Here is a 3,935-nt window from a genome sequence, read left to right as displayed (position 1 = left end):
ATCCATTGTCATGTGATCTTCGAGACCGGGCGTTGGCGGCGGTGGACGCCGGGTTGAGCCGGCGGGGCGCGGCGGAGCGGTTCGGGGTGAGCGCGGCCAGCGTGATCCGCTGGGACCAGCTGCGCCGCCTGCAGGGCCATGCCCGCCCCAAGCCTCAGGGCGGCGACAAGACCTCGCACAGGATCGAGGCCCATGCCGAGGTGATCCTGGAGGCTGTACGGGTCCAGCCGGATATCACGCTGGCCGCGCTCACCCCGAACCGCTCCGCCGCGCCCCGCCGGCTCAGCCCGGCGTCCACCGCCGCCAACGCCCGATCTCGAAGATCACATGACAAAGGATGACCCATGCATGCCAGCCTCCTTCACCAGCACGCAGCTTGAATCACCCCATCACTGATTTGGGAATCCCTCCCGATTCACAGCGCAGAGAAACCGCTCTAGAGCGCCGAGCGGGTCCGATCGTGACTGCCCGCCGCCCCGTCAAGGTGGAAGAACTTACAATTCCGCGCCGATGCGTAACCGCCGAACCTTTCGACCAATCCAGGGTCAGGCATGGCTGGCCCCTTGTGTTTTAGGAGCCCTCCGATGACGGCCTCGATCTTTGACTCGCTCGGCGACAAGCCCAAAATGGCGGAGATGGTTGGCTGGGAGTTCATCGCCAACGACAAGGCCGCGCGGACGGTCTCGCTATCCTTCATCGCCAGCGAGCTGTTCTCCAATCCGATGGGCTATGTGCACGGGGGCTTCCTCTCCACCATGCTCGACGAGACGATGGGCTCGGCGCTGGTGGCGACCACCGACGCCGAGTTGTTCGGCACCACCATCTCGATGACCACGGATTTCTGCCGTCCGGCATTCTGCGGAAAGATCTTCGCCGAGGGCCGCGTCACGACGATGGGCAAGTCAGTGGCCTTCCTCGAAGGCACGCTGACCGACGACAAGGGCCGCCTGATCGCACGGTCGACCGCCAGCTACAAGCTGCATCCCTTCGTCCGACCCCACACCGGGGTCGCGCCGGCGGCGGAAGCGGTCAATGCGTGACCAGGCCGGACTGATAGAAGGCCTGGTCGTCCCGGACAGCGTGGCGCAAGGCGAACCGTTCGACGTCGATGAGCAGTTGCTCTGGACTGACCCGCATGGCGTCATCCGCGCGCTCAGGGAGAAGACGCCCGTCTGGTGCCGGCACTACGGCAACACGACGTTTGGCGTGAAGGCCTATTCGATCTTCTCGCATGAGCTCTCCGAGGCTGCCGCGGTGGATCCGCGAACCCGGCAGTTCGAGCTCGAACCCCTGTTGTTCAATGGCGTCACGGACGGGCCGTTGTTCGAGCTGTACGCGAACGGAATGCTGGCCTCGAACGGCGAGACCCATATCCGCCGCCGCACGCCGCTTTCGCGGCAGTTCGCGTTCCCGATCATCCGCCGCATGCAGCCGGAGATCGCCGCAGCGGCTCAGGATCTCTTGGGCAGCTATTTGGCCCAGGGCCGGATGAACGTCGCCGAGGACTACGGGAAGCGGTTTCCGGTCTCGATGCTCTGCAGCATCCTGGGGGTTCCGCCCGAAGACACCGACGCTTTTGGTGAATGGATCCGCAGGGCCGCCGTCGGTCTCGGCGTCTTCAGCGCCGACAAGCTCGACTCCATCAACGACGGGACCGAGCGCCTTTTGTCCTACGTCAGAGGGCTGCTCGAAGAGCGCCGGCGGACGCCACGCGACGACTTCCTCACTGACTATCTGGCCAAGGTCGACAGCCAGGGCGACTACACCGCCGAGGAGACCTATGTGCAGATCGCAGGCGCGATCCTGGCTGGGTCGGACACGACACGCACAGCCATCACCATGGCTATCTCTCTCCGGATCGAGCACCCCGAAGCCTGGGCCGACCTCCAGCGCGACCCCAGCTTGGCGACGAATATCGTCGATAAGGTGCTCCGGTTCGAGCCTGCCGTGGGTTCGGTGCCCCGGTTCGTCCTGCAGGATCTGGAGATCGGCGGAGTCGAGGTCGCCGCAGGTTCGATCCTCAGCATATCCATGCTCGGCGCCTTGCGGGACCCTGGGGTGTTCCCTAACCCGGACAGCTTCGACATTCACCGCACGACATCGCCCAAGCTGAACCTCGCCTTCGGTTCAGGCGCACACCGGTGCCTTGGCGAGGCGCTCGCGCGTATTGAGGTCGAGGAGACGGTGCGGGCGTTTGTCTCGATGGTCCCCTACGCCCAGCTGCATGGCCCGCCCGCGCGCGTGGAGGGCTTCAGCGGCGTTCGCCACCTGATCGGGTTCGATATCGTTTGGTGACCGAGCCCGGGCCACTGGCGGGTGCTAGGTCCGCGTCGCGGGCCAGGCTATATGAGCCGTCCAACCGCGCGTAAGCTCAACCATAGATCAACATCACGGAATTCTTCAATGTGGCCTCCGTCAATCTTCGACAAGCTTGGTCGCCGCCCGAAAGTCGCCGAAATGGTCGATTGGACGCTGGTCGATTTCGATATTGACGCGAAGACGATCCGGCTCTCGTTCGACGGCAACGAACGTTTCACCAATCCGGCGGGCTTCATCCATGGCGGCATCCTGGTCGCGATGTTGGACGAGACCATGGGCTCGACAATCCTGAGCACCACACAGGCCACCATGTCGGGGACCACCATCTCGCTCGCGGTCGACTACGTGCGCCCCGCGCGCTGCGGTCGGCTGTTTGGCGACGGCCAGATCACCTCTCTCGGCAAGGCGATCGCCTTCTTGGAAGCCAAGCTCAGCGGCGAGGACGGCAAGATCGTGGCCCGGGCCACGGCCAGCTTCAAACTGACCCCCTTCGATCCCGATTCCATCGTTCCCAGCTAGGGCGTGCGCGCGCAGCGTTCAGTAGCCCTGGCGCAATGGCAAGAGGTCCTGGTCGGCGTCCAGCTCGGCGCTGACGATGTTGACCGCCTGGGTCTTGTTCGAACAACCGAGCACGCTCATCCCATGCGTCAAATGGGCGACGACCGTGCGCTCGCTGATCCCGAGGATCTGGCTGGTCTCCCAGGCCGTCTTTCCTGAGGACGCCCAGAACAGCACTTCGCGCTCCCGTCGCGACAGCCGGTCGTAGAAACTGATCTGCGCCGGCTCTGGCAGGACGCGCGGAAGGGTTTCGACGACGTGGGCCGCGAACAGGAAGGCGTTCGAGATCTCGCTCTCGACCCGCTCCTCCGAAACCGGCGCGTTGAAATTGAGATAGCCCCACAGTTTCGGCGAGCAGAGCGGAATGGAGACGCCGCCGTACACGCCGAAGTCACGCGCATCCTGCAGGAAGCGGGTGATCAACGGGAAGTCGCGCAGGTCGAGGTCGTTGAGCCGCAATGGCGCCGAACAGGAGCGGGCATGGGCTGCCACCGGATCGACCGTTCGATAATTCTGCGCGGCGAAGTGCTCGAGCCAGGCTTGAGGATAGTTTCCGAGCTTGACGGTTCGCCCTGGTCCACACTGCGAACGCAACACGGCGCGCAGAAAGAAATAGCGGAATCCGGCAGCCTCGCTGAAGGCTTCGAGGGCCCTCTTCAAGTCTTCGAGCGTATTGACGCTCGCCAGTCCACCGTAACCGGATCGCGTGTCGTCGCCGTGACTAGACACCGGGCTGCCCCTCCCCGCCTATGCGAATCTTGAATGCGGGCCCAAAAAACTCTGGAGGACACCTTCAACCCTACATATTTCGAGGTAAAACGGACAACGTCAAGATGAAATTACTTACAATGGTGCGCGTCTAGAGCGGGTTCCATTCAGTCTGCATCATATCCTGCGGCGGCGAAGGAGTTTGCGCATTCATGGGGTGAGTAGGTCTGGATGATGCGGGCGATGGCGTCCCAGAGCGGGTCGATTGACCGGGCGGCGGCCTTTCTCAGCAAGGCCTTGAGCTTGGCGAAGGCGTTCTCGATGGGATTGAGGTCGGGGCTGTAGGGCGG

4 protein-coding genes and 2 pseudogenes are annotated in these 3,935 nt (G+C 63.7%); 3 read left to right on the top strand and 3 right to left on the bottom strand.

The genetic code is table 11. From position 1 onward, the window contains the following. Window positions 1-223 precede the first annotated feature (223 nt). A pseudogene (locus ACKODO_RS09165) lies at window positions 224-346 on the bottom strand (IS630 family transposase); the annotation flags it as partial. Between the two features lie 238 nt (window positions 347-584). On the opposite strand from ACKODO_RS09165, the gene ACKODO_RS09160 reads away from it, so the two are divergent. From ACKODO_RS09160 to ACKODO_RS09150, 3 genes are all read left to right on the top strand, one after another. After that, window positions 585-1,040 (top strand): PaaI family thioesterase, encoded by a 456-nt coding sequence (locus ACKODO_RS09160; RefSeq protein WP_408983134.1) that lies wholly within the window; start codon window positions 585-587, stop codon window positions 1,038-1,040. After that, the gene (locus ACKODO_RS09155) at window positions 1,033-2,295 is read left to right on the top strand and encodes a cytochrome P450 (protein WP_408983133.1); all 1,263 of its coding nucleotides are present in this window, start codon (window positions 1,033-1,035) and stop codon (window positions 2,293-2,295) included. Before ACKODO_RS09160 ends, ACKODO_RS09155 begins: the two co-directional genes overlap by 8 nt. Before the next feature lie 162 nt (window positions 2,296-2,457). Next, window positions 2,458-2,838: a PaaI family thioesterase gene (locus ACKODO_RS09150; RefSeq protein WP_408983132.1), complete on the top strand. Its 381-nt coding sequence runs from the start codon at window positions 2,458-2,460 to the stop codon at window positions 2,836-2,838. 18 nt (window positions 2,839-2,856) lie between these two features. Here the strand turns inward: ACKODO_RS09150 and ACKODO_RS09145 are convergent, their stop codons facing one another. Both ACKODO_RS09145 and ACKODO_RS09140 read right to left on the bottom strand, forming a co-directional pair. Then, window positions 2,857-3,606, bottom strand: a complete 750-nt coding sequence (locus tag ACKODO_RS09145) for a LuxR family transcriptional regulator (protein ID WP_408983131.1) — start codon at window positions 3,604-3,606, stop codon at window positions 2,857-2,859. A gap of 146 nt (window positions 3,607-3,752) precedes the next feature. Continuing rightward, window positions 3,753-3,935: pseudogene (locus ACKODO_RS09140) on the bottom strand (IS630 family transposase); the annotation flags it as partial.

Source organism: Rhabdaerophilum sp. (assembly GCF_046092605.1).
Classification (GTDB): domain Bacteria; phylum Pseudomonadota; class Alphaproteobacteria; order Rhizobiales; family Beijerinckiaceae; genus Rhabdaerophilum.
The sequence above is the reverse complement of the archived record's forward strand: the minus strand, read 5'-3'. Positions and strand labels throughout refer to the sequence as shown.

Coding starts and splice junctions, on each gene's coding strand:
- ACKODO_RS09160 (WP_408983134.1), top strand. CDS start 585: ATGACGGCCTCGATCTTTGACTCGCTCGGCGACAAGCCCAAAATGGCG.
- ACKODO_RS09155 (WP_408983133.1), top strand. CDS start 1,033: ATGCGTGACCAGGCCGGACTGATAGAAGGCCTGGTCGTCCCGGACAGC.
- ACKODO_RS09150 (WP_408983132.1), top strand. CDS start 2,458: ATGGTCGATTGGACGCTGGTCGATTTCGATATTGACGCGAAGACGATC.